Below are 3,530 nucleotides of genomic sequence, written 5' to 3'. Positions count from 1 at the left end.
GCAGATTGATAGGATTTCGTGGTTTCAAGGGTTTCAGATTTCGCATTAGCTGTACTGTATTTCGAGACGGTTCCTTTTGCCCATTTGGGAATTAACGGCCAGATTGCGGGTACAGCTTCATAGGTATTGTTATTAATTCGTACAATAGGCGCTGTTACCAGCTGCTCAGGTTTTGCTGCTGGTGGAGATGGATGCACATTATAGTTAGGTACAAAAAAATCGAAATGAAGTTCACTACTGATAATTTTAAACGCATCATACAAGCCTTGCGCACTGGTAATAATGTTATATCGTCCACACATATTTTAATGTATTTCTTAGTCGGGAGAATCTTATATTAGATGTCTGCTGTATTCCTGAATATAGTTATAACCAATTGTTTTGGAGTTAGTAAATACCAAATTTACGCCAGAAATCAGGAATATCTATTATACGATGTTAAATAGTCCATTGTCCTGAAATGGCAATGTACATTTTGTAAGCGACATCATTACGTGAGATACTTACAGGTTGAAACACAAGATTAGCATCAACTGAGGATAATAAATGTGACACGATTTTCCGCATTGTTAGTTAGCCTGATCTTTACTGCTACCAATCTCTGCTGGGCAGAAGATAGCAGTAAAACGTATAAAACAGCTGAAAAGGACAGCCAGTTAGCGCTTATTAAAGTCGTAAAAGATGTATATGCAATCGTAGGCCCACTAGGAAATCGCTCTCCGGAAAACCTGGGCAACAATGCTACCTTTGGTTTTGTCGTTACATCCGAAGGAATAGTCCTCGTTGATCCAGGAGGAACTTATCTGGGCGCTAAAAAAATTCACGATATTATAAAATCCATATCTGACAAGCCAGTTAAGTACGTCATTAACACGGGTGGACAAGATCACCGCTGGTTAGGCAATGACTATTTTAAAAAACGGGGTGCTACCGTCATTGCAAGCCAGGAAGCAGTCAATGATCAGAAATCACGCCTAAAAGATATTCTGTTTCGTTTAAGTAACACTGCAGGTGATGAAGCGCTAAAAGGCACGGAAGAAGCTTATGCAGACATTGTTTTTGAAAAAGATTATACGTTAAAGTCAGGTGACACAACGATTGAAATCCATCACCCAGGTGGCGCACACTCCCCTGGCGATTCCTTTGTCTGGTTACCTCAACAAAGCGTTATTTTTACGGGTGACGTGGTTTATCTTGAGCGATTGCTCAGCGTGATGTCTTTTTCAAATAGCAAAAGCTGGCTTGTGGCCTTTAAAAAAATTGAGTCTTATAATCCCCAACACATCGTACCCGGTCACGGTAAACCATCAACTTTGATGCAAGCCAGGCGTGATACTTATGGTTATTTAACGATGCTTCGCGACAAAATTACTAAATTTATGGATGACGGTGGAGTTATCCAGGATGTTGGTAAAATAGACCAGTCAAGCTTTAGCTATCTCGAAAATTACGATCAATTGAAAGGACGAAACATTCAGCAGGTTTACCAGGAAATGGAGTGGGAATAATATAAAAACAAACATGGAGTTTAAGTGCCCCCATTATTTGTAGATGTATCGCTTGTGGAAGATCAATTAACACGCAATATTAGGGTTCCAGTGTATGCTTAAATACGTAGGTGGTCTTACGTATATATAAGCTAGCTTTCTAAGTAGTTTTCTATCGCCCAACCGTATTTACTTTCCCTTTGCTGAATTTAAGATTAATTTCAGGTTAGCATTATCTAATGCACCAGTTGAACTAGTAGGATAACTCCTACCTTAATTTACTTCAAAAACGCAAAAAGTTAGAATTTTTGATGTAAATGGAATTATCGGGGGAACAAGAGTGTATTTAAGGACGAGTTGGTCGAGAGGTGTAGTTCCGATAGTCCTCAATATGTACTAGTCACATATTGTTGGAAGTAGTAATAACTGTAGCAGTTGTTATTGTGTTGTCGCATCCATCCAGTCGATCTATTCGTACCTAATTACCAGGTACAAAAAGTCCCCTCACGACAAGAAAAAAGTCCAGGAATAATAAAAAACTACTTTGGCGGTAATGAAATTTGGCAATGCTCATTAGGTATAACTGATTATAAGTAAATTGCCATGGGGCGTAACAATAATTTGTAACTATATTGTGGGGCAGCAAAACTATGAACACGAATAATATTTTGTTCAGTAAATACGTTTTATATTTTCTTTTCGCAGTAATGACGATAATTGGACTTTCTGCTTGCGGAGGTTCTTCTGATGAGGGTGGCGTACCACCAGCTACTGGAAATCCAAATAAAGTCATTGGTTCGTCAGCATGTCTGCAAGACTCGGCATCTCTAGTCAGCTCAATAGCGTTAGCTGATACTGCAAAAGGCGGCAAGATCTATGATAAATGGTGGGTAGCCATTTCTAATAGCACTAATACCGTCCCTGCCCCAACCACAGATCATCCAATGTGGAGTCAACAGTCTACCAATTCACGTTCTGGCGCCGATACATGGCGATGCAAGGAATGTCATGGATGGGATTACAAAGGTGTTGATGGTGTTTATGGTGATGACACAAACAGTCACTATACCGGATTCATTGGCGTTTTTGATGCTCGAGCTAAAAGTCCAATTGACGTTTATTGTGCCATCCATTCCGGAACGGCAATCGATGCGCAACACAATTTTTCAGAAGTGTTGTCCGACATTGAAATACTACATCTAACAAAATTTATTACTGCGTCACAGGATGAGGTTGCAAATGACCCAGCGCCGAAAGGCGTTGTTGATGTAAATGCACATATCAGTGCACAAGGTACACCCATTGGTGCAAATCCAGCCAATGGTGAAATGCTATTTTCAGATGGAAGCATAGACTGTGCGTCTTCTAACTGTCATGGAACTGATGGCACCGCGCAACATGAAGCAGTGGGCTCACTCGCTGACGACAATCCATGGGAAACTCTGCACAAAATTCGCTTTGGTCATCCCGGCAGCAATATGCCCGCATTTAGCTCACCAACAAAACTAACGATGCAACAATCCGTCGATATAATTGCCTATGCACAAAACAGTCTGCCAAATCCACAAAGCAGCGATACCTGCTTAACTGATTTCGCTTCGCTTGTTAGCCAGGTAGACCTGGCGTCAGCCGTGCGCGGTGGTCGTATGTACGATAAATGGTGGGTTGAAGCTGGCACAACTGAACCAACATCAGACCATCCGGTATGGAGTACTAGAGATCAGCCGTCTATCAACACACGCACAGGACCAGATACATGGCGTTGCAAAGAATGCCATGGCTGGGATTACCAGGGTGTTGATGGTGTTTATGGCGATACAACCAATAGTCACTACACAGGCTTTGCGGGTGTAATGGCGGCACAAAGTAAGCAACCTATTGACGTATTTTGTGCTATTCGCTCCGGTACCGGAACGGGTGTCGACCATAGATTCTCACCTGAATTAGCGGATATTAATATCTTGCATCTCACCAAGTTTATATTGGCAGGTAATGACGAAGGATTAATAAATACCGGCACATATATAGACAATGCGGGTTCAT

3 protein-coding genes are annotated in these 3,530 nt (G+C 41.4%); 2 read left to right on the top strand and 1 reads right to left on the bottom strand.

Going from position 1 to position 3,530, the window contains the following annotated elements; translation table 11 throughout:
* Nucleotides 1-302, bottom strand: a 302-nt coding sequence (locus tag ACWVCM_RS12235; RefSeq protein WP_455202037.1) for an SOS response-associated peptidase family protein, incomplete at its 3' end; no start/stop codon positions are given.
* Between the two features lie 246 nt (nt 303-548).
* Between ACWVCM_RS12235 and ACWVCM_RS12230 the strand changes: the two genes are divergently transcribed.
* Together ACWVCM_RS12230 and ACWVCM_RS12225 are read left to right on the top strand one after the other, a co-directional pair.
* Complete coding sequence (locus tag ACWVCM_RS12230; protein ID WP_455202036.1) at nt 549-1,508, top strand: MBL fold metallo-hydrolase; 960 nt, start codon at nt 549-551, stop codon at nt 1,506-1,508.
* Between the two features lie 629 nt (nt 1,509-2,137).
* A partial coding sequence (locus ACWVCM_RS12225; RefSeq protein WP_455202035.1) for a c-type cytochrome occupies nt 2,138-3,530 on the top strand: 1,393 nt, incomplete at its 3' end.

The organism is Kaarinaea lacus, assembly GCF_975902315.1.
Note: the sequence above shows the minus strand (reverse complement) of the source record. Positions and strands in the feature narration are given on the sequence as shown.